This window comes from Acidicapsa ligni (genome assembly GCF_025685655.1).
Classification (GTDB): domain Bacteria; phylum Acidobacteriota; class Terriglobia; order Terriglobales; family Acidobacteriaceae; genus Acidicapsa; species Acidicapsa ligni.
Genome location: NZ_JAGSYG010000002.1, coordinates 167,342 through 190,905 on the forward strand (window position 1 = coordinate 167,342; position 23,564 = coordinate 190,905).

A 23,564-nucleotide genomic window follows, 5' to 3' on the forward strand; every position below is an offset into this window, starting at 1 on the left:
CACTCCAGTATCCTGTCCCTGTTCTTCCCATGTGCCAGGGTTAAATCTTATTTCTCGAGAAATCTACTTTCTTCATTTGGCGGTCGCTGGCGATAAGCCGACTTATGGGGACTAATGAGCGCTATTTCGGCAGACCGAGTCTGACGAGTTCAGCCTCAGTCACAAAATAGGCGTTGAACAAAATGCTAAAAGGCACTTGGAGCGACTTGAACTGTGCCGCCTCTTTCTCGAAATCCGTTTCTTTGACCAGCGCTTCGAAGGCCTTCGCCACTTCGGAGCAAGACCTTGCTTTGTAGTCTGGCCATGGTTCGTTTGCACCTCGCTCTCTCGAGTTGGCTTCGAGCCAGAAAGGTTCATAAAGCGAGCCGTCGGAAAGAAGAAACCAAAACTGCCCGCCTAAGCACGCATACCCCAGGTCTGGTGCTTCCTGAAGCGCTGCCGGAAATGCATTCAAACCCAAGCGTACTCATCTTGCCTAACAATTGCGCCTTGAGAAAGGGTCAGTGGCAGCGCTTCAGACAATGCATCGCTCTTTTGGTCGGACATGGAGAAATTGTACGGTGCGAGCCTACTACGACGGCTAGGAGGCCGTCCGTATGGCGAAAAGAGCAAAGAGACCCAAGAGCGTTCTCAAACTTCCTGACCTCGATTATTCCAAGTCGGCAGTCCTCAACAGCCTTCCGTCCTTGAACTCGCGGCGGTCTTACGATCACGCCATCCGCGACTTCATCGAGTGGTATTGCTCCGAGCCATGGCTCGCGTTCAACAAAACGGTTGTGACCCGCTATCGTATCGCTTTGGAGCAACGTAGCTACGCGCCCTCAACGATAAATCTCAGACTCGCAGCAGTTCGCAGGCTTGCATACGAGGCTTCGGATTGCGGACTGCTCAGCCCGGACCTCGCTGCAGGCATTCGCAGGGTCAAAGGAGCGAAACGACTGGGCGTTCGTGTTGGGAACTGGCTAACCGTGGAACAGGGCAAGAAGCTTCTCGCGGTGCACTCAGGCAAACAACTCCGAGACCTACGTAACCATGCCGTTCTAGCCATGCTTCTCGGCTGTGGTCTGCGCAGAGCAGAGCTCGTGGCAGTCAAGGTTGAGCACTTCGAGCTTCGAGAAGATCGCTGGGTGCTTGCAGACCTTATCGGCAAAGGTCGTCACATGCGGACGATCCCCGTGCCTGATTGGGTCAAGTCGACCGTCAATGCCTGGACAGCAGCAGCGGAGCTCCACAGCGGCACACTCTTCCGAGCCATAAATAAGACCGGAAGTGTTCATGGCTGCGGATTCACAGCCAAAGTAATTTGGTCTATCGTTCGCGAGGCTGCCTCAAACTGTGGCATCGGTGTAATCGCCCCACATGACCTGCGGCGCACGTGTGCGCGGCTTTGCCATCAAGCTGGAGGGGAGCTGGAACAGATCCAGTTTCTCCTAGGCCATGTGTCAGTCCAGACTACCGAACGCTATCTTGGGTGCAAGCAGCGGCTTCAGAACGCCGTAAATGATCAGATCGGCCTAGAACCAGAATCTGCCTAAAGAGCATCGCTCTGCTGTAGCTCAACAGGACGTTCCTCTGGAAAAGCGCCGTATTCGGCGTAGTGTCGCTCCAACGGAAAATCAATGTCGCGTTGATACTTTCTTCGGAGCTCATGGTCAGCGACCAGCTTCTCCATCAGGCTTCTAATTCGGGAGTAATGCATCGTCTTGCCCGGCGGAAGAATAACCACGCCACATTCGCTCTTCTTTTCGCTCCAGAAGAATAGCCGCTGGGCACTCTTCGTTCGATCCGAAGTCCAGACCAAATGCCAGTATGTAAAGTTCCAGCGTTCGCCATTCTTACCTTGCCGAGGCTTCTCTTCGTTCCATCGGGCGATCATGTCAGCATATTCTCACGACATGCACAAGTCTGTCTGGAAGCGCTATATCAACAGCTTCCAGATAACTCCTGATAAACGCCGTTGTGGGAACTTACCGAATGTTTCTCCGGTTTTAAGGCAAACAAGAAGTAATCAGCAGCTACTCAACTCGTCCGTTGAGTTCACTGCTGCGGAGTTCTATTTCTTCGGTGGATTCGCGTCGCGATTGGGTTCGCGTGTGTGCAGCAGTTGCTCCAGCTCTTCTTTGAATTCGCGCACATCTTTGAAGTCGCGATAGACGCTGGCAAAGCGTATATAGGCAACCGTGTCCAAGGTCTTGAGATGATCCATGATCAGGCTGCCGATCTCGCTGGTGGTGCGTTCGCGTTCAGGAGCATCCATGAGGTAGCTCTCGGTCGCGTCGACAATCGTTTCGAGCTGCGTTGAGGATACCGGGCGTTTTTCGCAGGCGCGCAGAAGACCGCTCAGCACCTTGTGGCGTTCGAATTTTTCGCGGCGGCCGTCTTTCTTGACAACCATGTAGGGAATTTCGTCGATGCGTTCGTAAGTAGTGAAACGGCGCTCACACTTCTCGCACTCGCGACGACGGCGAATGGAGTCCGCTTCTTTGCTCTCGCGGCTGTCAACGACACGATCCTGGGCAAAACCACAAAACGGACATTTCATCTTGAATTCAATATTAGCCCGTTTAGTTGAAGCAGCGGGTTTTCAGGCCCTTGCAGCAGCAATATCGGCGCTCGCGTAAGTTGCCTGCATGATTCACTTCGTCGAAAGCGCCTTAGCCGCGAAGATCGCCATCGCTCGCAGAGCCTTCCTGCTTTTACCCGCTTTGGCTGCGAATCGAATTCCCGCGAGGGTCGCATCGAAGAAACCGGCTGCACTTTGAATATCCTCATGCGCGAGTTGATTTTTTGCTGCGGCATCCTGAAGCAACGCCAGCAACGTGCGGTGCTGAAGATCGGCTGCGGCTCGAATCGTTTTTATGACTTCCGGATCACGCTGACCAAACTCCGCAATCGCATTGAGGCCCATGCATCCATCGGCGCTGGACATGTCTTTTCGTTCTGCAAAAGAGATGAGAGCATTTTGGATGATTTCCAGCGGCGGCCCGCTTTTCCGAAGCTCCATGAGAAGCGCACCGCAGCTTTCCGTCACGTATAAGTGAAGAGCCTTCAGGAAGAGTTCTTTCTTGCCGCCATAGGTGTCGTACATACTCTGACGGCCAATTTTCATGGCCTGCATGAGTTCTTCCGTAGATGTAGCGGCCAATCCTTGTTGAGAGAACAGGCGCACAGCTTCGTGAAGGGCAACGTCTTGATCGAACTCCTTCGTGCGGGCCATGCACCTTCTCCTTAAAAATGTCTTGCTCCCAGTTTAAGCTGAGTATCCGCCATCGACGGTGAGGCTCGCGCCGGTTATGAATGCAGCGTCCTTTGTCGTGAGGTAGGAAACGAGGCTGGCAACCTCAGCATCTTTTCCATAGCGCCTTAAAGGAATCAGAGTATGCAGCATGTCGACGTGCGGGCCGTCTGCGGGATTCATATCTGTCGCGATAGGGCCTGGCTGAATATTGTTTACGGTGATCGCTCTGGGTGCCAGGTCGATAGCGACACCGCGGACCAGGCCGACTATCGCTGCTTTCGTCATGCTGTAAATGCTTGAACCGGGAAAGCCAGTTCGAACCGCTACGACGCTCCCAATGGTGATGATTCTGCCGCCGTCGTTCATCGTAGCCGCTGCTGCCTGAATGCCAACGACAACCGCACGTACATTGATTGCCAGCATGCGGTCTAGGTCTTCCAGCGAAAGATCGCCGATGCTTCCTCTCGTGAGAATGCCTGCGTTGCTGACAAAGATATCGAGAGGGCCAAAATGAGAAACAGCCTTCGTCACAGCCAATCGCACCTCATCCGCAGACGCGCTGTCTGCCTTGATTGCAAGCGCGCTGCCGCCAGTTGATTCGATTTCATTGACCAGTTGCAATGCTTTGTCTTCGGAGGATGAGTAGGTAAAAGCGACCGATACTCCGTCGGATGCAAGGCGTCGAACAATTCCAGCCCCTATCCCTCTTGATCCTCCAGTGACCAGGGCTATTGATCCCGCGTGCCTGTCTATATGCGTTGATTCCATTGTTTTCTCCTGGGCCGATGTGGCCTGTCTTATTTGGCTTCTTTTATTTGGATTATTCTGTCCAGAATAAGATTCAGAACAAATCGACCGTCATCGAATTGGAATCAGGTTCGAGGAGCGCCCTTCGCGGGACGATATGTGAGAGTTCTGCCGGGCTCAGTCTGAATGGATATGCTCTACGTTTAGGCTGGTTCCTCGACTTGCGCTTCTTTCACTTCTGCGCCGGCGTGCTCGCTCTCTACGGCCACCTTGCGCAGGCTTATGTGCTCAAACTGAGCCCAGATCAGCCCCACCGGCACCACGCTGAGAAACGTGACGCCCAGCAGCGTTGCAGCGCAAGCGGTTGCGGATTCAGGAGCGACGCCAAAGAGTTTTACCAGCACGCCCGCCACCAGGCCAATCTGCGTGAACCAGCCGACTATCGGAAGCTGGATGATGCTGGCGACTCCGCTTGAAGCCAGAAGCACCATGCCCTGGGGCAGTGTTATCGATGCCAGTTGCGGCGCTGAGAAGGCGCGGACCGTTTCCAGGTAGGCGATGGTGATGAGCGCCCACATTCCCAGCGAAAGGCCGAGGGTCAGCAGGAAATCGGTAGGCGTGCGCAGTGTGTCCAGGCCGGTTCGAAAGCTGCGAATCTTCTCTCCGATTGCTTGCGCAAGCTTTTTTGAGAGAACGCCAATCGTCTTTTCAAAGAAGGAGGCGACTACTCCGCCAGCAAGCCGAATCGCAGCCAGAAACAGCGCGCCAGCTACGGTACCGGCCAGTCCCCAGAAGCCAAATTTTTTGAAGATCTCAGGATGAGGCAATGCTCCGGCAGGGGCTAACAAAATGACTGAAGAAAAGATCAGCGCCATCGCTCCGGCGTCAAACAGCCGCTCCACAATGTAAACGGCAATCTGTGTGCTGACGGTGAGGCCGGTCTTCTTGGCCACCAGGTAAGGCCGCGTCAGATCGGCCACTCTGCCGATGAGCGCCACGCCTGTAAAGCCGATTACCTGCGTTCCAAGCAAGGAGAACAAGGGCACCTTTTTGTTGGGCCTGAGCAGGAGCGCCCAGCGTACCGCGCGAAAAAGATAGCCCAGGTAAATACACACAACGCCGATGCAGATATGCCGCCAGTCAGCCTGCTTGAATTGCTCAGCAAACGCGTGAAAATCGAAGGGGTGTTGATGTTGACCATAAATACCCAGTCCGATCAATGCGGCCAGAACGATCACGCCCAGAATCATCTGATTCTTTTTCAAGTGCTCTCCGTGCTCTAGTGGATTTCGATGGTGGCAGCGGCCAGACTTTGCCTGGCGGACTTTTGACGTGCTGCTACGCGGCGGTTAAACTCGTGCACCACGCGAGCCACGTAAACTCGGGTCTCGCGGTAGGGCGGAATTCCGTGATAGCGGTCAACTGCCTCCGGCCCGGCGTTGTAGGCAGCCAGGGCGAGGGTGATGTTGTCGTGATAACGGGTCAGCAGGTTGTCGAGATAGGCCGTGCCGCCGCGAACATTCTGCTCCGGCGCGAAGCTATCGGAGACGCCAAGCTGCAGTGCTGTGCCGGGCATGAGCTGCATCAATCCACGGGCTCCGGCGCGGCTGGTTGCGTGGGTGTTGCCGCCGCTCTCGGCCTTGACCACGCTGGCGAGTAAATCTGCGTCCACATTATGCTCGCCGCCGGCTTTCGATAGCAGTTGATGCAGATCTTCGGGGGTGAGCTTTGTGTCGGATGCTTTCGCGTGCTGCTGCCCGGATGACAGGGAGGATGCCTGCGCGACAGGCAGGGAGCTCTCAGCGGCCCTTGTCTCGGCAGGCGGATCAGGCACGGACTCTACGCCGGTCACTGCCTCCGGCTTCAGCTCAAAATAATCCGGTTCTGTTGCCTTGAGGAAGACGCGAACGTGACCGTCCACGAGCTGATGATGATCGCAGACTACGTCGAATCCATTGGAAAGAGTAAGGCGCTCGGCGGCGAAAACAGTGGATGGCAGGCACAAAGCCCCCAGGGCGGCAATTGCCGCCAGCTCACACCGGATTTTCCACTTTGCGTTCATCGAATTCTTCCCGTTCGTTGCTCGTTCAGACTTTAGCAGACGCGAGGCTGGCGTCTGCTGTTTCCAGCGAGGCGTCGGCTGTTTCCAGTGAAGCCACTGCTTTTTCCAGCATCACGGCCACGCCGTCTTCAGTATTGGTCGGGCCAATGTGCCAGCCGCGTTCAGGGGCCAGTGTCCGCAACTCCTCGGTCGCATTGCCCATCAGCACACCGACTCCGGCCCAATCAAGCATCAGTTCATCATTCCAGTTATCGCCGATCGCCATGGTCTGCTCCTGCGGAATTCCCAATCGCGTCGCCAGTTGCTCCAGGGCTGAGCGCTTTGAAACGCCCCTGGGCAGCAGATCCAGGATGGATAGATCATTGCCTGGGTACGCCGTTCGGATGCACTCGAACTGACCGGTCCAGGGGCAATCTTTGAGTAGCTGCTCGGCCTCGATCATCTCGGCAATCGTTCCGGCGGCCATGCCCTGAATCAGGTCCACGTCGTCTCCAAGCGCATTCTCAATGGGGCGAACTTCTTCAATTGAAAGGCGATTGGATTCGACCCACTTCGCCAGATGATCTTTGGCTTTCGCCATATCTTCGACAATGAGATCAGGCCGGGACGCTTTATCGAGCGTAAAGACCAGCAATCCTACCCCGCGCAGAACCCCGCACAACCCACGTGCCACGGCTGGGTCGAGGCGGCGGAGGGCGATTCGCTCCCCGGAAAAATTCCTCGTCACTGCACCATTGGACGTAATCATGGGCGTATCCGCTCGCAGGCCGACGTTTTGCAGCAGCGGAGCGGTGAAGGCCTGGCGGCGTCCAGTCGCAATCGCCACGACGATTCCTGCCTGCTGCGCTTCGCGGAGTGCCCGCTGGTTGCGTTCGCTCACTTCAGTGCTGAAATCCGGCAAAAGCGTCCCATCCATATCGATGGCAACCAGGCGAATCGGAGACAGAAATGGGGCAGCGGCTTTGGAATAAGGGGAACTATGCATACTCCTCAGTTTACCTTTGAAGGGATGAAGGCAGCATCAATTCCACCATTTAAAGCAGAAAGCCGGTAGGTGGGACAGTTTGCATACACTATCAAAGTTCAGAACTTAGTCCTAGCTCTTAGCCCAGGCCGCTGCCTTTGCCTTTGCTTTTGCCCTTGCTCTTGTTTTTGTTTTTGTTTTTCTGGCTGTCATTCCCGAAGGGAATCTGCTTCTCCAACCCAAGTTCCCAAAAGCCAGCCCTAGCCGAGTCGCCCTGTTCCATAAGTCAACACCTATGTCGAACGTGTAAGCTTTTAAGGATGGCTGAAATGAACGATTCCGATACGATCTGCGCGGTGTGCTATGCGCGTGTCTCTGAGGCGGCACATGCATCCGCCTGTCCCGTTTGCCGTGGAGCATTGCTGCCCTATAGCAGCCTCGATGCGACCGCCTCAGGAGTGGAGACGCTGGATCATCGCGGCCTTGTTCTTCCGCGCCGCCATGCTGTCGGTGGAGTTATCACGCCGCGCTAACTCTCTGCAACAAAAGACAAGGCCGCGTCGTCTTCTCTGGCAGTAGTCCAGAGGATCTTACATATGAAAGTTCCCAGGCAAAGAAGTATTGCTTCCATTGCAAAACTGCTTATCGTTGCGTTGACTCTCTCTAACATGGCCTTCGCCGAATCGAAGCCAATTACAGCAGCCGCGGTGCATGAACGTATCTTCAAGCGCGGGGTCGATAGATGGATCTATGTCAAGGAAGATAACGATATTGTATTAGTGGGCCGCATTACCTCAATCGGTGTACGGTCGTTCAATATGCGGGTGCAGGATGAGTCCCAGCCGACAGAGGTCTTCTATAACGATGTTATCGATGTCCGCACTGGCATTGGCCATAAGGGACTTATCTCTTTCGGAATATTTGCGGCGGCCGGGATCGGCACTTCGGTTGCGCTGGCAGTGCATTTCCAGAATGAATCCAACAAGCTGTTGCAGCCGCCAACGCATCCATAAGGAAGCGCTGGCGCTATTCGTAGCGGAGCGCTTCGGCAGGCAGGATTTTTGCTGCAGCGGATGACGGATAGAGCGTTGCCAGCAGCGCTACTCCGATTGAAACTATCGCTACGAGTACGCCATCTTTCCAATCGGGGGCGAAGGGCAGCGTGTCGATGTTGAACACTGCCGATGAGAGATGGACGAAGTGATAATGCGCGCCAGCCCAGGAGGCCAGATAGCCCAGCGTCAATCCGATGGCTGTGCCTGTCAGGCTGATCAATAGGCCTTGTAGCAGAAAGATTCGCCGCACCTGCCCGGGCAGCACGCCAAAGCTCATCAGTACCGCGATGTCACGGCTCTTCTCCATCACCGTCATGGTGAGCGCAATGAGGATATTCAACGCGGCTACCATGACGATCAGTCCGATGATGATGAAGGTTACGATTTTTTCCAGCGCGAGTGCGTGAAAGAGTTCGTGATTTTCGTCCATCCAGTTGGTGGATAAATAGCCTTTGCCTGCGGCTTGTTGAATCTCTGTGCCACGTGCCTCGGCTTGATAAAGATCGTCGATTTTAAAGCTGATGATCGAGATCAGATCCGGCTCACTGAAGAGCCGCTGAGAATCGGTGAGACGCATGAACGCTACGGCCGCGTCGTACTGGTAGAAGCCGGAATGGAAGATGCCTACGACGCGAAAGTGTCTCCATTGCGGCACCAGTCCGAGTGGGGTCAGTTCCCCCTGCGGACTGGTGACGAGCACAGAGTCTCCGACCGAAACGCCTGCGGTGTCGGCGAGATCGCTTCCAAGTACGATGGGAGGAACTGCGGCATCGACGGGGGCTTCCGTTTCCTGACTGGGAGCTAGTTCACTCGCCGAACCCTTGTTTATCTTCTCAAGCAGGTCGCTGACTTTGCTTTCCTGCGAGGGGATGATTCCTTTGATTAAAGCGAAGCCGGCATGGGTTCCATTGGAGACGAGTACCTCTCCGTAGAGGGCTGGTGCGGCAGCTGTTACATGCGGCAGGCTGCTAAGGCGTTCGACCAGTGGACGCCAGTTCTTGATACCGTCGCCCTTTACGCGAATGAGACTCACATGCGCTGAACTGCCGAGCAGCCTGTCCTGCAGATCGCGGCGCATGCCGTTGGTGATGGCCAGGGCAATCACCAATGCGGCTACTCCGGCGGCCACTCCCGTCACGGAGATGATCGTGACAATTCCGGCCACAGCCTGGCGTCGCTTCGCGCGCAGGTAGCGTATCGCCAGAAAGAGTTCAAATCCCATGAGCGAACCTATCTCTCTCCTGTTGTGGATGAAGCGGGAACAACTACTTTGGCAGCGCCGCTATTGTCATAACGATCGTAAACTCGCACGGCTACCAGGTGCTCTGCCTGCGGTGTCGATTCGTCATTTGCCTGTCCACGCGAAGGCAGTGGGGCGGTGAAGGAATAATGCTCTTCGCTGGAGTCGGAGAGTTCACCAACCGGCTCGATGTACTGCCAGGGTCCGCCGTCGAGGGAGTACTCCGCGTGGCTGATTGGCGACGTGGCATCTTTGCCATCGAAGCTCACCGAAATCGCCTGAGCGCAGGTACCTGGCTTGCAATTCGCATTGACCGCGGCAGAGGCTTTGAGGCTGCTGATTACAGGGGCAGTCGTGTCGAGTTCAAAGCGTTCGCTGGTGAGTTCTCCCTTTAACGCATCGCCCGGTGTATGGGATGGAGCATCGCTGGCTACGACCTTGATCTCGTAACCGCCATCGGGAATCGCAGAGCCATCAAAGCTGTAGACCTTGTCGGTAAGATCTTTCTTCAGCAAACGCCATACATGCTCGCCGTCGCCGCGAAGATAGAGCGTGTAGCGCAGATCGTCGCTGTCATCATCATGCGCGGCCCAGCGCACGGTTACGGCTGAGCGATCCTTTTGCGCCTGGATCGGAGCGACGCCGTTGGCTGTGCCTGTGTCAAAGGTTGAGACGGCCGCTTGCCCCGGATTTGGAAAGGCAATTGTCACCGTCGGTGGCTGTCCTGATTGCATCTGCTGTGCGGTCACCCGCGCGCCTGGAACGACGACGACATCGTCCACCGAGGGAGCTGAGTTTACCGGCAGATAGTTGATCCCGATACCACCAATGAGTCCCTGGTCGCCGAGCACGACTTTCCATTGCAGATAGCGCCCAATCGGCGAAACGATTTTGCCGTCGGCAACAGGCTGCCAGTCGCTCCAGCCCCAGTCTTTCTGGTTGCGTACGGGCTGTTCGACGTTTCCGGATCGAGTCCAGATCTGGAAGCCGTGCGAGCCGGGTTCTGTCTCCACGCGGCCCCAGCGGGCTGTTGCACCAGCGTCGAGAACGTCGCTGGCGTAGGCGTGTTCATCGCTCTTTTCGGAGGTGACAGCGTGATCTGAAAGGCGGTAAAGTTTGCCGGTATTGGCTGTGCCTATCAGCCATCCATTCTCTTGCTGCAGCATTGAGACAGCCTGCAAAGCGTCGAGGTGGGCCACGTCACTGAAGCTTCCGTCGGAATGGATGTTGAGAATGCGGCCGCGATTTCCGGTCAACACTGTCAGGCCATCCGGTGTAGCTGCCAACTGGTAGACGACCTCCTCTTTGCCGGACCATAACTTCTTGGGAGCGGCATTCGGAGTCAGAGCATAAATCTCCGTGCCGTCCGGTAGCGCGGCACTGGCATTGGCGGCCTGCACCGAGCCTGGCTGCAGGAAGTTGATGGTAATGCCGATGCCGCCGCTTTGTACGGGCAGAGCAGACAGAGGATTATGGCTCTTGTCTCCTACATCTGCCGAGTAGATCGTGCCGTCCGCGCCTACGGCAAGAGCCGTGATTTCACGCCGTGGGGCGCTGAACAGCACATAGCCCTTGCCGTTCGGATCGATGCGATAGACAAGCCCGGAGCCGTCTGAACCGGCGAGAAGGTTTCCCGATTTGTCCCATGTGAGTACGCGAATATGCTGCTCGTCGCTCTTGAAGAACAGCTCAGGCTTTGCGCCGGTCTGCTTTACATCCAGACGATAAATCGCCGCGGGACCACCGGTAGCGATGTACAGACGTCCGGCAGAATCAAAGGTCATATCCCAGATGTAGTGGGATTTGTTTGCCTGTTTTTCGGCATCGGGCTTGCTGTTCTTTTCGTCGTCCATCTTTGCCAGATCGAAGACGACCTCGGCATTGGATTCATCCAATTTCGCAGGGGCATCCGGGCGAATCCGATAGACTTTCCCGTCGGGGAGAGTCGCTGCATAGAGCGATCCATCCGGACCGGTGCGCAATACCTGAACAGCGACGGCCTTGCTTTCAAAGAGAGTGGTTGTCTTACCGTCTTTTTCAACACGCTGGATGGTGGCCGGAGAGCCGGTGGCCAGATAGATTGTGCCGGCCTTATTCGCCGCGACTGACCAGACAAAGGTGGCCTGCGTCGTCACGACCTCGGCTGCAACCGGTCCTCTGCGCAGTTTGCCGTTGCTGGTGATTTCCACACCCTGCGGCGTGCCTTTTTCAAACTCGTCTAACTTGGATTGGGTCCAAAGCCGCGTTCCCTGGGCAGAGGCTGGAAGCAGGGCAGGGGCGAGCATCAGGAGAAAGGCTGCGGCAGGCAGTGTGGACAAAAAACTGCGAGAGACAAGGCCGCAAAAACGGAAGGGACGCGAGGCGCAGGACTGATTCATTCTGTCGCTGAGTTTACTAGAGTTGATGCCGGTCGAGAGCGGGAGTGCCCTCGTCGCAGCCGTGACCACAGCAGTGACCACGACTGCGACCACGACAAAGACCACATCTGCGACTGCCCTCGAAGACAGGAATTTAGCGCAGACCGCCTCCGGCCTCCACATGCAGCGTGACTATTTGCTGCCCGTTCAGAACGCCGCCTATGGGTGCTTCGGCTGCGACGAAGATTGACTCGCCATGAAGCTCCACATCCTGGCCGCTATGTTCGGCCTCCATCGAATTGGCCATTGAGAGCGGCAGGCTTTCCAACGTCTGCCCTTCTACGGAGGCTTGCGACTCGGGCAGCAGCAGGGCTGCGTATAGATGAGCCGCGTCATGCAGGCTATGCAGCCGTGCCGATGCGGCTTCGAGGCTTGCCGGATGCCCTGCGGATCGGGTTGCATCGAGGGTGCGATCCAATGCGGCGGCACTTCCTACCAGCAGGCGCAGAGTTCCCGGCTGCAAACGTGCAGGAATCGCAACCGACATGCGAACATTGCGGGCTGGTTTCTGCCAGGGGCGAATGGTTGCCTCAAGCTCCACTGTTCCGCCTGCGTGTACGATGCCGGAGGAAACCAGCCGTACGCTTTCCAGTTCGGTGCGTAGATCCTGCGGAATAGCCTCGATATGCAGGTTCACGCTCTCGACCGGTTGCAGCCGAGAGGCATTCGCGTAGAGCCGCGTGAAATCATCGCCCACCGCCAGCGCTGCCGCCAGTTGCGACTGCATCGAGTCCGCTGGCGCTGCCCAGGTATTGACAGGCACGGGAGCCATGCCGCGCAGGCCAATCTCGCCGGTCACATGATAGCTGGTGCTCACTGTGCTCTGGTTGGTCTGCAGCAGGACCTGGTAAACCGAAACGAGTACTAGCGATGCCGTCATGGATGGCAGATCGGCCACCTCGATCCTGTGTTCGAGAGATCGCGCGGGCTCCTTCGGTCCTCCGTCAACGGTGATGTTTACGGGGATCATCCGCGCTTTGGCGCCGAGTTCGCCGCGAATGGCTGCTCCGCGATCTTGTGTGAATGCGCCGATGGTGCGGCCGGTATTGACGATCTTGAAGGCATTCAATGGCGAGGCAAGCGTGGCCACAACCTCGGCTGAGGTCATGGGCAGAGAAACCGGTCCTGCCTGCAAAACCGGATGCCCGCAGGCCAGGAGCTGCTTCGGATCGATGTAGGTTACGGTGCAAGTGGCGGCGATTTCCAGATCGCCTCGCACAAGTTGCATGCTCACGGCCGATCCGGGCAGTACCGGGCCTGAGTCGTCTGTGGTGTCTGCCTGTTCTGCCGAACCTCCTGAACTTGTCGAGCCCATAGGCCCGCCGGCGGAGATGACATCGAGGCCAGTCCCGGCCATACGCTCTTTCCAGACGCGGATGGCTTCGGGATCAAACCCACTCATGAGCAGAGGGGTTTCCATGGCGGCGAATGTCATGCCGGTGTCTATAGCCGTAGTCGTGCCCGTGGACGCATTCGTGGTCATGCCGGAGGCAAGATTGCTATCGGTGATCTTGCCATTTACCGCAGTTTGCAGCGGGCTGCCCTGCTCGGGAATATCGCGTATTTCGAGCATCTGCTCAATCGGAGTGATGCCTGCGATGGGGTCTTTGCTGAATTGCCCGATGCGATAGGAAAGAGAGCCCAGCAATTTGCCGTCGATATAGACAGGGCTGCCGCTCATGCCCGCAACTACTCCTGTGTACTCCGGCTTGGGGCCGCGCAACCGGGCGAGGATCATGTCCTGCCCCGGGCCGCGTCCGCCGCGAAGGACGCCCAGAATTTCTACATCCATCGGCTCCGGCACGGTTCCTTCAAAGACTGTCCACGCGACTCCCTTGAGTCCGCGATGCACCTGATTGAGTGGAAATACCGGTACGCTGGAGGGCGGTGGTCCTGCGGCGACTTGGCTGGTTTGCGTGGCTGAGCCAGTTGTCTGTGCCGTGAGGGCAACAGCAGTTGTAGTGAGAGCAACGAGAATCAGGGTGAGAGTTGTTTTCTTCTGACTATTCCACACGTCTACCAGATTAGACGCTGCAGCTCGCCCATCGCTGGTCAACGCCTGTAAAACCTGGTCCGAATTAATTTCAGTAGAATGGGTATCCAATTGTTTCGTCTGGCCGTATTCTCCTTGGTAAGTTCAAAGTGAGGTTGCGATGCGTTGCACGAATCCTGGCACCGATCTCCCAAAGTGCAGTGAGTTTTCCTTCGGCTTTCTCTCTGCTTGCCCGCGTCTGAGACGCCACGTGGCATTCAGCGCAACTCTCCTGGCGCTGGCCATTGCGGTGCCTGCAACGCATCTGCTGGCCCAGTCGCAGCAGCCCGCGCCATCGCAGCCGCCATCGCCTCAGCAATCTCAGCCGAAGACGCCGGATGTCTCGACGGACGATTCCGGCGGTCCCTCGGGAGATAACGGCTCCATCATTGTTCCGAAGAAGAAGGCGCAGACAGAGGATGTTCCGCCGCCTGCTCCTGCTGCGCCTAAACTTAAAAATCCAGAGGGGTTGCCGCCGGTTTCGTTGCGCCTGGATGTCCCCGAAGTTACCGTGGATGTGGGCGTGCTAATCGAAAAGACGCATCAGTTCGTCCCCGGATTGAAGCCTGCCAACTTCCGCGTTTATGAGGATGGCAAGGAGCAGAAGGTCATTGGATTCAAGCGCGTCGAGGCACCCATCACGGCGCTGCTCATCTGTGAGTTCGCTTCGACGAACTATCGCTTCATCTATGACATGCGCAACGCGGCCTTCTCCTTTGCACAGCAGTTGAGGCCGCAGGACTACGTTGCCATGATGACTTTTGACATGCGCACGCAGATCGTCACCGACTTCACACAGGATAAGCGCGTCCTGCTTGAGAACATCAACGCCCTGCGCATTCCCGGCTTCTCTGAACGCAATCTTTTCGACGCCATGTATGAGGGGCTCGACCGGCTTACCCGCGTCGAAGGGCAGAAATACATCATTCTGATCGCCTCCGGACGCGACACTTTTTCCAAGATCACGCTGGATAAGGTCATGGACAAGATCCGGCAAACTCCCAATGTGACCATATTTACCGTGTCCACCGGGGCTGTCGCGCGCATCATGTCCGAAGGGCGTGGCGGTATGGGCGGCCAGATCCGCGAGATGGATTATCTGCAGGCCGACAACCAGATGCAGACCTTCTCCAAAATGACCGGCGGCATGTTCTTCGCGCCACGCTTCGTCGGCGAAATGCCGGATGATTTCAGCGCCATCAACCAGGCAATCCGGTCGAAATATGAGCTTATCTATCATCCCCTCAACAACAAGCAGGACGGAACCTTCAGGAAGATTCAAGTCGAACTGGTCGACGATGAAGGCCACCCGCTCAAAATGCAGGACGAAAAGCACAAAGCGCTCAAGTACGACCTCATCTTCCGTAACGGCTACCACGCCAAGCAGGAAGTCGAATAGGCGATTGGATTTAGCTCTCCGGCTGCAATCGCTCTGCGACTTTTCGCACAGTTACGGCATCCAATCAGGAATAACGGGCCAGAACGCTCTTGTTTCTCTATGCCAGTTGGCAGTAAAGTAAACATAGCGTTCGAGACAAGTTTTCGATCAGTCAGGTCGGATCGGTCAGGTCTGGCGAGTTCAGTTTTAGGGAGAATCCAAAAAATGGCTACCGCAATCGCAACCCCAGAAACAATCGCAGTTCCTACGGAAACCAAGGCAACTCCGCTGAACATGACGCCTTCGGCTATCGCCAAGGTACGCGAGATCATGGCTACCCAGGATCCGATCCCGGCTGGTCTTCGCGTGGGCGTTGTTGGCGGCGGCTGCTCGGGCTTCCAATACTCCATGGCTTTTGAAAATCAGAGCGGCATGATGGATAAGGTCTTCACGTACGATGGCCTGCAGGTATTCATCGACTCGACCTCGCTGATGTATCTGAACAATTGCATCGTGGACTACGTCGAGACCTTCGAAGCGGCAGGCTTCAAGTTTGAGAACCCCAACGTCAAGAGCACCTGCGGCTGCGGTTCCTCCTTCAGCGTCTAAGTTTCTTCCTCCAGAACAAAAGGAAAGGCTGCCGTGATGGCAGCCTTTCCTTTTGCCTGAAAACGCCTGTTGCCTATTGCTGCTGTTGCGGTGAGGGCGGCGGCTGGGGCTGGGGAGAACTTCCGCCGAAAGAGCTGCTTCCGCTTCCGCTGCTGCCATTGCCAAAGCTGTTTCCAAAGCTATTGCTGCTACCGTTACTGCCCCCGAAGCTGCTGCCGTTGCTGTTCCCGAAGCCGCTGCTGTTGCTGCCGCCAAAGGAGCTTGTCCCGCCGTTGCCGGCAGCGCCCATCGACTGCCCAACAGCGCCGCCGCCACCCATCATCATGGCCTGCTCGCTCTGCGGATCGTAGGTGAACTCCCACTCGTTGAAATGCTTCTTCTTCTTGTATTCCAGAATCGTTGCCTTGGGGCTGGTGCTTTCCACGCCTACAATACCTCCGCCACCAAAGGTCTGCCCGCTTCCGCCGGAGCTGCCAAAAGTCGAGGCAGTGTTGCTGCCCAGGCTGTTGCTCGTCGATCCGGAATCCGTGCCCGTTCCGCTGGACGACCCACCGTTCGTACCCGATGAGGAGTTCGTTCCCGAAGAACTGCTGGGCAGGGAACTGCCGCCAAAGGTCATTCCTCCGCTGGAACTGCCTCCCGAAGAGCTGCCTCCAAAAGAACTGCCGCCGCTTGAGCTGCTGCCGTACGAACTGCTGCCGAATGCGGAGCTGACACTCTGGCCCGCGCCTCCGGGACCGACCCCCGCCAGAGTTCCGCTGCTGATTCCGGCGAGCGGCTGCCCAAAAAATCCCATAGCCATGGGAGTTTTATTCTCACCGAAGTGGATGAGATGCCACTCGTCTTTGCCGGTCATCGGATCTTTGTAGCGTTTGCGCAGGAATCGAATCTCGCTCGTCTTTTCGAGTGCATCCATATTCGGCGGATAGGCATTGAACTTGCGGTAATAGAGCTGGATGGCGCGCCGATACTGCTTGCCCCGGTGCATCAGTTCGATCTCGCGGTCGCGCTGGATATCCGCGGCAACTTTGGGGGCAGCAATCGCCAATGTAATGAGCAGGATAGCCATCAAAAACAGCACCGCGATCAGGATGTAGCCTTCTTCCCCAGCCGCCGGGCGAGAGCCCACCCGGGCTGCCACAGTGCGGCATTTTCGCAGGTCTTTTGCGCCCTGCTGGCCCTTCGCGGTTTGGAGGTTGATCGCCATAATATCCGTTACTTGTTTGGACTCATCGGCAGCAATCCCGGTGAGCGGCTAATGAACTCAATTGGTGCTGATCGGCAGGCTCTGCGTGTTGTTATAGCTCAGGTCCGTCACTTGAACCTGCCCCGGCTGTACGGTCACGATCTTGAACCGGTGATCGACGATCTCTCCCGGAGAAGCCTCGAAGATATCTTCGCCATGCAGAAGATATGCCTTGAGACTGCCGCTTTTGGTCGATGTGTATCCAAAATAACGCAGATCGATCGCGGGAGGCTGCGGTACAGGAGGCGGCACATAGGCTGCCGGTCCAGATACTGCCGCCACTGCCTGCCGGGCGCTCGCTGCCGGGCGTTCGATGGCTATCGGGGCGGAGTCCTCGGAAAAGATATTGCGTCCGCTACCCGCATACTCGATTGATTCACTGAGCGCCAGCTTTTCCACGTGCAATGCCGGGTCGAGGCCGGAGCTGGGAAGCTTCTCGGCTGCCGGACCAGCCTCGCCAGCCGAGCTGACTGAGTTTGCCGAGTTGGACGCGGATTCCGCGCCCTTATTCTGCGAACTTGTAGCTGTCACGGTACGCGGTCGCGTGCGGGGAACAACCGGAGCCGGAGCTGGTGGTGCGGAGGGTCCGCTGAAAAACAGTTGGCTGATGCCCAGGTATGCCACGAGGCAGAACAGCACTCCCGCAATGATGACGTTGCGCTTATTGTCTGTACCAGCTTTGAGGGCCATGACTATCGTCCCTCCCCGCTGGGAGCGGCGTCGGATGCCGTTCCCTCTGTGGCCTTGGGCGCGCCCTCAATGGGCAGACCGCTCACAGCCGCATCCGCTGGCCTTAGCCAGGTAGAGAACCCAAGTCGAAGATTCACAGTACCGCTTTGCTGGCCGGTCAGGGCCATGGTTCGAATCACGAAGAAAGTCTCGCTGCGTTCCAGTCCATTTACAAAATGCATGATTGCCGGGTAATCGCCGCTCAAACCGGCATCGACGCGAATCTCGGTCAGATCGCCGGAACCCGGCACCTGCGAGTATTGCGCTGCGCCCAGGTGAACCTGGCTCTTGGCCTGAATTGCCCCGATTTGCTCCAGGATCGACGAATAGCTCGGCGGAACGCGCTTCTTGTAGAAATCATCGATCTGAGAGCGGGAGAGTCCCACGCGCTTATCGAGCCCACGAAGCGGCGCTGTCTGAATCTGCATTGCTCGAAGCTGCGCCGCGCGCCCGGCCATGATGTCCATGTTGCTGGCGCTGGTGGCGTGCCAGTCCAATCCAACGCGAATCCCAAGGAAGATAGTGGCGATCGCAAGCACGCCAAAGGCCACGGCATGCAGACCGATAGGCGAAAGCAGGCGCTTGCGCAAAAGCGTGAATTGGCTCATTGCGGTTCTCCTGCTGTTGCTTCGGTTGGCGCGCCATCGGGCCGCAGGCGGTTTTGACTATGATTTCTCAGTCCGTTGGGGTCAAACCCGTTGGGATTTTGCTGGCTCACGCCAGGATTCGGTGTCCGATTTGGCATGGGGCGTTGGAACTGCCGTTGCTGCTGTTGCTGGAGATTTGGCGGCAGGTAGCCTGGTCGAGCACCCGGACCTGCACCCGGGCCAAAACCCGGACGCGCGCCCATACCGGCACCCGGACCAAAACCAGGCCGGGCCGGGGCTCCAAGAGGCGGTATTTCGACCGAAGGAACTGCCCGTTTCTGCGCGGCATTTGCAGCCTTGCGCTGCTCCAGAGTGGGCGGGTTGTACTCCGCCAGCACTTCAAAGGCAACCCTTCCGCTATCGTGTACGGTCTGCGGTCCAGACCTGGATCCGGGCCCGCTTTGCGATTCACTATTGTCCGAATTCTCGCCCGTGATGCGCGGATGCACAAACCGCTGCGAGTGCTCCATGTTCCGTATCATCTCGACGGATCGTTCGCGTAACCCGGCGATGCGCAGTCGCAGCGTCAATTGCCCATTCTTGGCTCGTACCGGCTCGATCGCTGTAACCTGCACGCCAGCGGGTAGAACCCGCTCCAGGTCTTCCATCGCAGCCGTCCACGAGAACGACTTCACATCGAAAAGATGATTCAAAAATCCAGCCTGGGTGAGCACCTTGGCATTGAGAGGCTGCTGCATCTGCGCCTGGTACCCGTCCTCTTCCCGCTGGATATTTGCGATTGCCTTGTCCATCGCTTCTTCGCGGGCGGCAACGCGTAGCGCCGATTGGTGAAAGTGCAGCAGGCCGAGCCCCAGGATGAGCAATAGCCCGGCCAGCACCGCCATGCCGATGCGCAGGCGTTTGACCATCGGGCCCTGGTCGGCATAGGGACGAGTTGCGAGATTGATTGAAATGCGCATCGCTTAGTTCGTCCCCACCAGTGCTCCGGTCACGCCAGCTACAGATTGGTGTCCCATTGCTGAAACTATGCCAGTCTCAGGCGCGGGAACCATTTCTCCTACTGCAAATTCGGCGTCCGCTAACAGCGCTGCAAAATCATGTACCGACAGTGTGCCGGAGTAAAGCAAACGATGAGGACGAAATTGCAGCCTGTCCTCAAAGTATGCGGCGGCGACTGCAATGGATCGCTGTACATCGGCTTGCAGCGCCTCTGGCTCCAGAGGCAATTCGATGGTGCGATGCAGCAGGATGTCGTTGCCTGAAAGGATGGACGTAGTCAGCACTTTGGCGCTCAGATTTACCGCCAGCACTGCCTCCTGGCTGTCGACCGCGCACATACCGGCGAGACTGGTCGGCATCACAACGCCCGGCTCGTACCCGGCAGCCCGCACGGCAGCTTCGTACTCCGTCAGTACCGGGCCGGGAATGATCGCCGCCAGCACCTTCCACTGCGTTTCCAGTTTGGCCGAGCCCTCGCTGAGAACCTGATAGCTGATGCCTGCGTGCTCCACATCAAAGGGCACGGACTTGCGCAGGCGGAAGCGCAATACCGGCAAGGCCTCAGACTGACTCGATGGCAGCGTGTCAAAGTCCAGCACAAAGACGCGCACGACAGAGTCCGGAACCACGACGGTCACCGCTTTCACGCGTGATCCCACCTGTCCCAATGCGGAGCGGATAGCTGTCGTCAGCACTGCAGGGTTCGCGATGTTCGGCTCCAGGAGACTTGGGTAAACCGCGCCGGCAGGCAGAGGCTCAAAGGCATACACAGCCGTGCCACCCGGCGCCGGAGTAGCTGCGGCAACGACCCCCTCAGGCGTGATCTCACAGGCTGCCGCTGGACGTCCGCCCGGCGCAATCCCCACGGGAACTTGTAATCGAAATGAAGGCACTAAAGCATTTCTCCTGTTACATCGCCTTGCTCAGGATTGTTAAGTGCAGCTTTCGTTGCGGAAAGCTGCGTGATCTCGGTAACTTCCATCGACATCCTCAGGAGAAATGCTTTAGCGAGAAGCCTCGATAAAGGTGACCTTGTTGATTTCCTTAAGCGTCGTATAACCGCGGCGTACGCGGTCCAGTGCGGATTCGCGCAGAAAGCTCATGCCTTCCTGCTGGGCCAGTTTACGTACTTCTGAGGTGGGTCGCTTATCCAGAATCAGCTCTCGGATCGGGTCGGTCAAGTCCAGTAGTTCGTGGATCGCTGTTCGACCACGATATCCTGTCCCGCCGCACTCGATGCAGCCCGCTCCCTCGCGGAATTCAAAATCGCGCCACTCCGCCGGATCGAGGCCGCTCAGCAGCAGCAGCTCTTCCGGATGTTTTACCGTATACGAGCAATGCGCGCATATGGTTCGCACCAGTCGCTGAGCGAGAATGCAGTTCAGCGCGGAAACAAAGTTATAAGCCTCGACGCCCATGTTCAGAAAGCGTCCCAGCACATCGACCACGTTGTTTGCGTGGACGGTCGTGAACACGAGATGGCCGGTCAGCGCGGAGTTGATGGCGATCTGCGCCGTCTCCGCATCGCGGATTTCGCCAACGAGGATCTTGTCCGGATCGTGACGCAGAATCGAGCGAAGTCCGCGCGCGAAGGTGAGGCCTTTTTTCTCGTTCACCGGAATCTGCGTGATGCCGCGAATCTGGTACTCGACCGGGTCTTCGATGGTGATGATCTTGTCTTCATCGCTCTTGATCTCGTTCAGAGCGGCATAGAGGGTCGTCGTCTTGCCCGAACCGGTAGGCCCGGTCACCAACACCATGCCGTATGGCTCGCGAATGTAGCGGCGGAAGCGCGATAGATCTTCTTCCGCAAAGCCGACGACTTCCAGCGTCAGGTTGCGAAATTTCTCGCTCATCGACTCTTTGTCGAGTACGCGGAGCACGGCGTTTTCGCCATGCACGGTCGGCATGATGGATACGCGGAAATCGATCAGCCGCCCCTTGTAGCGAACGCGGAAACGGCCATCCTGCGGTACGCGCCGCTCGGCAATATCCAGCTCGGACATGATCTTGATACGCGACAGAATCGTCGAGTGATGCTCGCGTGCAATGGGAGCCATGGCTGGCTGCAGCACGCCGTCGATGCGGTACTTCACCAGCAGGGAATCGTCGTAGGTCTCGATATGTACGTCCGAGGCGCGCCGCTCCAGTGCTGTAAAGATCGTCGTGTCCACGAGGCGGATGATGGGGCTGAGATCTTCATTGCTGGCGAGTTTGTCTATCGAGATATTTTCGTCGGCATTGCCTTCGCTTGAGATCACGTCAAATGTCAGGCCTTCGCTGGCCTCATCCAATACACGCTGCGATTGCTCGGTCTTCTTCAGCAGATCGGTAATCTGCGATAGCGTTGCCACGCGCGGCTCGATGCGGCGCCCTAGCAGGCCCGCAATTTCATCGAGCATCATCAGCTTGGATGGATCGCTGACTGCAATAACCAGCATGTCGTCGCGCAGTTCCAGTGGTATGAAATTGAAGCGGAACATCAATTCCACGGGTACCGTGCGCAGCAGGTCGTGCTGAATTTTAAAGTTCTTGAGGTCGGCAAACTCCGCGCGATAACGACGCGCCATCTGCTCAGCGGCGGCGCGCTCGTCAATCTGGCCAAACCCGACCAGGGCTGGCGAGGGAAGTCCATTCTGGGGTGGAGCTATTACTGCATCAGCCATAACCAAACCTCATAAAACTTGCATTTGCAGATGCCCATAATCCGATCCGGGATAGGGGCTCTTCTACTGCTGGAACTGCTGTACCTGTCCAAGTGAAAAGATTGGGAGATAGAGCGCGATCAGGATGATCACAACAAAAACGCCCATCACCAGCAGAATCGCAGGCTCAATCAGCGCCATGGACGCGGTCAGTGCGGTCTCTACGTCCTCTTCAAAAAACTCTGCAACGGAATTCAGCATCTGCGGCAGTGCGCCTGTCTGCTCGCCCACGGTGATCATCTCAATCGCGACCCCGGGAAAAACCTTGGTTGCCTGGAGCGAATTCGCCAGCGTTTGCCCTTCGCGCACGGAAACCACCGACGAAAAAACGGCCTTCGCAATGCGATTGGAAGAGATGGATCGTGCAGCTGTTTCGAGCGATGGCACCAGCGGCAAGCCGCCCGTCAGCAGTGTCGAAAGGGTACGCCCAAAGAGAGCTACCTGGTACTTGATCCAGATCTTGCCAAAGATAGGCAGCCCGATGCGGAAGCCATCGACGATGTCGCGACCCTTGGGCGTCCGGGCGTAACGAGAGGCTCCGTAACCGAGCGCCGCTACGACAAGCAGGCCATAAATTCCATTGTGCTGCGCCTGTTTGCCAAAGTTCAGCAGCGCAATCGTGATAGCAGGCAGGTGCGAACCCATCTGGTCGTACAGCGTGGCAAAGCTCGGCACCACAAACGTAATGAGAAAGATGAACAGCGCGATCACGATGGTGATCAGCACGCACGGATAGATCAGCGAAGCCGTCACCTTCTTGCGAAAGGTCAGTGAGATGCGCTGGAAGCTGACAAACCGTTCGAGCACTTCCTGCAGATTGCCGGAGCGTTCGCCCGCCAGCAGCGTCGTCGTATACATTGCCGGGAACCCACCCTGCGCCTCGAATGCGGATGAAAGCGATTCGCCGGTTTTGACGCGCTCGGTCACGTTCAAAAGCTGCCCGGCAAAATAAGGATTGCGCTGGTTCTTGGCCAGCATCTCCAGCGAACCATGAATCGGCAATCCGGCGCGGACCAGCGTTAAAAACTGCTGGTTAAAGATGAGAAACGGCTCCAGCTTGGCTTTTTTCTTGCGCCCGAGGCCGCCCCGCGAGCGCACCGAAAACACGTGGTAGCCAGCGTGCGCGAAGCGCTGGCGCAGCTCTTCGGCAGACGCAGCAGAATGGGTCTGCTCCTGCACTCGACCACGTTCATCCGCCAGCTTGATGACAAACTCTGCCATGTTTCCTTTTCCTAAGCGCCGCCGTTACAGAGGTTTCTGGATTGATAGACGATACCGTTGCTGTCCTCAGCGCCCGTCGCAGCTTTCCCCGTTCTCTCGAAAGGGTAACAGTTTCGCCGGTCGGCCAGTGAGATCGCCAGAGAGTTCGCCTGTTCAATGGACGCGCCAGGTGTCTGTCCCGCTCAAAATCGCAAAATGGGAATCCGGGATTGCGATTTTGAGCGGGACAGGAAACAAAATGCTGATACCCATCAGCCCAGCCCCATCAGCCCGGCCCCGAATCCGCCCCGAACCTGTTTCGTGGCGGGTTGGCA

The 23,564-nt window shown here is 57.1% G+C and carries 23 protein-coding genes; 5 read left to right on the forward strand and 18 right to left on the reverse strand.

The window, feature by feature from the left end; translation table 11 throughout:
• Positions 1-121 precede the first annotated feature (121 nt).
• Positions 122-460: a hypothetical protein gene (locus OHL19_RS07145; RefSeq protein WP_263356956.1), complete on the reverse strand. Its 339-nt coding sequence runs from the start codon at positions 458-460 to the stop codon at positions 122-124.
• Between the two features lie 136 nt (positions 461-596).
• Between OHL19_RS07145 and OHL19_RS07150 the strand changes: the two genes are divergently transcribed.
• Positions 597-1,535: a tyrosine-type recombinase/integrase gene (locus OHL19_RS07150; protein WP_263356957.1), complete on the forward strand. Its 939-nt coding sequence runs from the start codon at positions 597-599 to the stop codon at positions 1,533-1,535.
• On the opposite strand, the gene OHL19_RS07155 is transcribed toward OHL19_RS07150, so the two are convergent.
• The 7 genes from OHL19_RS07155 to OHL19_RS07185 form a co-directional block, all read right to left on the reverse strand.
• The gene (locus tag OHL19_RS07155) at positions 1,532-1,876 is read right to left on the reverse strand and encodes a hypothetical protein (protein ID WP_263356958.1); all 345 of its coding nucleotides are present in this window, start codon (positions 1,874-1,876) and stop codon (positions 1,532-1,534) included. The two genes, OHL19_RS07150 and OHL19_RS07155, sit on opposite strands and share 4 nt — an antisense overlap.
• A 177-nt stretch (positions 1,877-2,053) precedes the next feature.
• Entirely contained in the window at positions 2,054-2,542 is a 489-nt protein-coding gene (gene nrdR, locus OHL19_RS07160; protein WP_263356959.1) for a transcriptional regulator NrdR, read from the reverse strand.
• A gap of 93 nt (positions 2,543-2,635) precedes the next feature.
• Positions 2,636-3,217, reverse strand: a complete 582-nt coding sequence (locus OHL19_RS07165) for a TetR/AcrR family transcriptional regulator (protein ID WP_263356960.1) — start codon at positions 3,215-3,217, stop codon at positions 2,636-2,638.
• Positions 3,218-3,250: 33 nt separating this feature from the next.
• Positions 3,251-4,006 (reverse strand): 3-oxoacyl-ACP reductase family protein, encoded by a 756-nt coding sequence (locus tag OHL19_RS07170; protein ID WP_263356961.1) that lies wholly within the window; start codon positions 4,004-4,006, stop codon positions 3,251-3,253.
• 182 nt (positions 4,007-4,188) lie between these two features.
• Entirely contained in the window at positions 4,189-5,250 is a 1,062-nt protein-coding gene (locus OHL19_RS07175) for a lysylphosphatidylglycerol synthase transmembrane domain-containing protein (protein WP_263356962.1), read from the reverse strand.
• Positions 5,251-5,264: 14 nt separating this feature from the next.
• A complete protein-coding gene (locus OHL19_RS07180) occupies positions 5,265-6,047 on the reverse strand; it encodes a lytic transglycosylase domain-containing protein (RefSeq protein WP_263356963.1) in 783 nt (260 codons plus the stop codon).
• Positions 6,048-6,072: 25 nt separating this feature from the next.
• On the reverse strand, positions 6,073-7,032 hold the full coding sequence (locus OHL19_RS07185) for a Cof-type HAD-IIB family hydrolase (protein ID WP_263356964.1): 960 nt from the start codon (positions 7,030-7,032) through the stop codon (positions 6,073-6,075).
• 308 nt (positions 7,033-7,340) lie between these two features.
• On the opposite strand from OHL19_RS07185, the gene OHL19_RS07190 reads away from it, so the two are divergent.
• Both OHL19_RS07190 and OHL19_RS07195 read left to right on the forward strand, forming a co-directional pair.
• Positions 7,341-7,544, forward strand: coding sequence for a hypothetical protein (locus OHL19_RS07190; RefSeq protein WP_263356965.1), 204 nt, complete (start codon positions 7,341-7,343; stop codon positions 7,542-7,544).
• A gap of 63 nt (positions 7,545-7,607) precedes the next feature.
• Complete coding sequence (locus OHL19_RS07195; RefSeq protein WP_263356966.1) at positions 7,608-8,024, forward strand: hypothetical protein; 417 nt, start codon at positions 7,608-7,610, stop codon at positions 8,022-8,024.
• A 13-nt stretch (positions 8,025-8,037) separates the two neighbouring features.
• Here OHL19_RS07195 and OHL19_RS07200 read toward each other — a convergent pair whose 3' ends face one another.
• From OHL19_RS07200 to OHL19_RS07210, 3 genes are read right to left on the reverse strand one after another with little or no spacing between them, the layout of a single operon-like run.
• Positions 8,038-9,288, reverse strand: a complete 1,251-nt coding sequence (locus tag OHL19_RS07200) for an FtsX-like permease family protein (protein WP_263356967.1) — start codon at positions 9,286-9,288, stop codon at positions 8,038-8,040.
• Between the two features lie 8 nt (positions 9,289-9,296).
• Complete coding sequence (locus OHL19_RS07205) at positions 9,297-11,846, reverse strand: NHL repeat-containing protein (protein ID WP_263356968.1); 2,550 nt, start codon at positions 11,844-11,846, stop codon at positions 9,297-9,299.
• Positions 11,818-13,827, reverse strand: a complete 2,010-nt coding sequence (locus tag OHL19_RS07210; RefSeq protein WP_263356969.1) for a SpoIVB peptidase S55 — start codon at positions 13,825-13,827, stop codon at positions 11,818-11,820. Before OHL19_RS07210 ends, OHL19_RS07205 begins: the two co-directional genes overlap by 29 nt.
• A gap of 139 nt (positions 13,828-13,966) precedes the next feature.
• Here OHL19_RS07210 and OHL19_RS07215 point away from each other — a divergent pair, with 139 nt between their 5' ends.
• Positions 13,967-15,154 carry a VWA domain-containing protein gene (locus tag OHL19_RS07215; protein WP_263356970.1) on the forward strand — a complete coding sequence of 396 codons (1,188 nt, stop codon included), beginning with the start codon at positions 13,967-13,969 and terminating at the stop codon, positions 15,152-15,154.
• 204 nt (positions 15,155-15,358) lie between these two features.
• Positions 15,359-15,742, forward strand: coding sequence for a HesB/IscA family protein (locus OHL19_RS07220; RefSeq protein ID WP_263356971.1), 384 nt, complete (start codon positions 15,359-15,361; stop codon positions 15,740-15,742).
• 73 nt (positions 15,743-15,815) lie between these two features.
• Here OHL19_RS07220 and OHL19_RS07225 read toward each other — a convergent pair whose 3' ends face one another.
• The 7 genes from OHL19_RS07225 to OHL19_RS07255 form a co-directional block, all read right to left on the reverse strand.
• Complete coding sequence (locus OHL19_RS07225; protein WP_263356972.1) at positions 15,816-16,949, reverse strand: type II secretion system protein; 1,134 nt, start codon at positions 16,947-16,949, stop codon at positions 15,816-15,818.
• Positions 16,950-17,006: 57 nt separating this feature from the next.
• Positions 17,007-17,678: a hypothetical protein gene (locus OHL19_RS07230; RefSeq protein ID WP_263356973.1), complete on the reverse strand. Its 672-nt coding sequence runs from the start codon at positions 17,676-17,678 to the stop codon at positions 17,007-17,009.
• Between the two features lie 2 nt (positions 17,679-17,680).
• Positions 17,681-18,325 (reverse strand): hypothetical protein, encoded by a 645-nt coding sequence (locus OHL19_RS07235; RefSeq protein ID WP_263356974.1) that lies wholly within the window; start codon positions 18,323-18,325, stop codon positions 17,681-17,683.
• Positions 18,322-19,284, reverse strand: coding sequence for a fimbrial assembly protein (locus tag OHL19_RS07240; protein WP_263356975.1), 963 nt, complete (start codon positions 19,282-19,284; stop codon positions 18,322-18,324). Before OHL19_RS07240 ends, OHL19_RS07235 begins: the two co-directional genes overlap by 4 nt.
• A 3-nt stretch (positions 19,285-19,287) precedes the next feature.
• Positions 19,288-20,217 carry a type IV pilus biogenesis protein PilM gene (locus OHL19_RS07245; protein ID WP_263356976.1) on the reverse strand — a complete coding sequence of 310 codons (930 nt, stop codon included), beginning with the start codon at positions 20,215-20,217 and terminating at the stop codon, positions 19,288-19,290.
• 111 nt (positions 20,218-20,328) lie between these two features.
• Positions 20,329-21,894: a GspE/PulE family protein gene (locus tag OHL19_RS07250; RefSeq protein ID WP_449701829.1), complete on the reverse strand. Its 1,566-nt coding sequence runs from the start codon at positions 21,892-21,894 to the stop codon at positions 20,329-20,331.
• Between the two features lie 159 nt (positions 21,895-22,053).
• Positions 22,054-23,250, reverse strand: a complete 1,197-nt coding sequence (locus tag OHL19_RS07255; RefSeq protein ID WP_263356978.1) for a type II secretion system F family protein — start codon at positions 23,248-23,250, stop codon at positions 22,054-22,056.
• Positions 23,251-23,564: the final 314 nt, after the last annotated feature.

Coding starts and splice junctions, on each gene's coding strand:
- OHL19_RS07150 (WP_263356957.1), top strand. CDS start 597: ATGGCGAAAAGAGCAAAGAGACCCAAGAGCGTTCTCAAACTTCCTGAC.
- OHL19_RS07255 (WP_263356978.1), bottom strand. CDS start 23,250: ATGGCAGAGTTTGTCATCAAGCTGGCGGATGAACGTGGTCGAGTGCAG.
- OHL19_RS07185 (WP_263356964.1), bottom strand. CDS start 7,032: ATGCATAGTTCCCCTTATTCCAAAGCCGCTGCCCCATTTCTGTCTCCG.
- OHL19_RS07240 (WP_263356975.1), bottom strand. CDS start 19,284: ATGCGCATTTCAATCAATCTCGCAACTCGTCCCTATGCCGACCAGGGC.
- OHL19_RS07195 (WP_263356966.1), top strand. CDS start 7,608: ATGAAAGTTCCCAGGCAAAGAAGTATTGCTTCCATTGCAAAACTGCTT.
- OHL19_RS07180 (WP_263356963.1), bottom strand. CDS start 6,047: ATGAACGCAAAGTGGAAAATCCGGTGTGAGCTGGCGGCAATTGCCGCC.
- OHL19_RS07235 (WP_263356974.1), bottom strand. CDS start 18,325: ATGAGCCAATTCACGCTTTTGCGCAAGCGCCTGCTTTCGCCTATCGGT.
- OHL19_RS07205 (WP_263356968.1), bottom strand. CDS start 11,846: ATGTGGAGGCCGGAGGCGGTCTGCGCTAAATTCCTGTCTTCGAGGGCA.
- OHL19_RS07220 (WP_263356971.1), top strand. CDS start 15,359: ATGGCTACCGCAATCGCAACCCCAGAAACAATCGCAGTTCCTACGGAA.
- OHL19_RS07190 (WP_263356965.1), top strand. CDS start 7,341: ATGAACGATTCCGATACGATCTGCGCGGTGTGCTATGCGCGTGTCTCT.
- OHL19_RS07230 (WP_263356973.1), bottom strand. CDS start 17,678: ATGGCCCTCAAAGCTGGTACAGACAATAAGCGCAACGTCATCATTGCG.
- OHL19_RS07165 (WP_263356960.1), bottom strand. CDS start 3,217: ATGGCCCGCACGAAGGAGTTCGATCAAGACGTTGCCCTTCACGAAGCT.
- OHL19_RS07225 (WP_263356972.1), bottom strand. CDS start 16,949: ATGGCGATCAACCTCCAAACCGCGAAGGGCCAGCAGGGCGCAAAAGAC.
- OHL19_RS07155 (WP_263356958.1), bottom strand. CDS start 1,876: ATGATCGCCCGATGGAACGAAGAGAAGCCTCGGCAAGGTAAGAATGGC.
- OHL19_RS07200 (WP_263356967.1), bottom strand. CDS start 9,288: ATGGGATTTGAACTCTTTCTGGCGATACGCTACCTGCGCGCGAAGCGA.
- OHL19_RS07250 (WP_449701829.1), bottom strand. CDS start 21,894: ATGGCGCGTCGTTATCGCGCGGAGTTTGCCGACCTCAAGAACTTTAAA.
- nrdR (WP_263356959.1), bottom strand. CDS start 2,542: ATGAAATGTCCGTTTTGTGGTTTTGCCCAGGATCGTGTCGTTGACAGC.
- OHL19_RS07170 (WP_263356961.1), bottom strand. CDS start 4,006: ATGGAATCAACGCATATAGACAGGCACGCGGGATCAATAGCCCTGGTC.